The sequence below is a fragment of the Pseudoalteromonas holothuriae genome (genome assembly GCF_945859825.1).
In the GTDB taxonomy this organism is placed as follows: domain Bacteria; phylum Pseudomonadota; class Gammaproteobacteria; order Enterobacterales; family Alteromonadaceae; genus Pseudoalteromonas; species Pseudoalteromonas holothuriae.
The window spans coordinates 1-470 of sequence record NZ_CAMAPC010000089.1 but is presented as its reverse complement, the minus strand read 5'-3'; the positions used below and the strand labels follow the sequence as shown (position 1 = coordinate 470).

The window sequence follows — 470 nt, the reverse complement described above, 5'->3', positions numbered from 1 at the left end:
CCGTTCATATGAATGAGTTCTAGTTCATCCAAGTGCTCGTGGTCGGTAAAGCCACGGTTGGTTTTGGTTTTGTCTTTATCGTCTAATTGCGATATCGCTTTTAAGCCGCCCGTGCTGAGCCTTGGCTTACCAAATGGGTCAAAGTTGCGCTCGGCGATTACCTTACCATTATGGTCGGTAAAGAGTCGAGTACTGCCTAAGCGGTCTCTATGCGTGTAACGAATGGTAGCCACTTCATCTGTGCCTTGGCTGATGAGTGCCACATCACCAATATATGCGCGCCATGTGGTTTTGCTGCCCTCAACCTCTTCTTCATAGGCACCTGCGTAGTACGTGGTAGTATTGCCTTTAACCTGCTTAAAGCGCATATGGTCTGGGCCATATACAAAGGTGCTGGTAATACCATTTTTAGTAAGTGAGGTTGGTTTGTCCATGGCATTGTAAATGGCACTGGTTAGGCCATCGCCTTT

Annotated in this window: 1 pseudogene; it reads right to left on the bottom strand. The window is 47.4% G+C overall.

What is annotated here, in order from left to right:
* Positions 1–470: pseudogene (locus OCI93_RS21015) on the bottom strand (hypothetical protein); the annotation flags it as partial.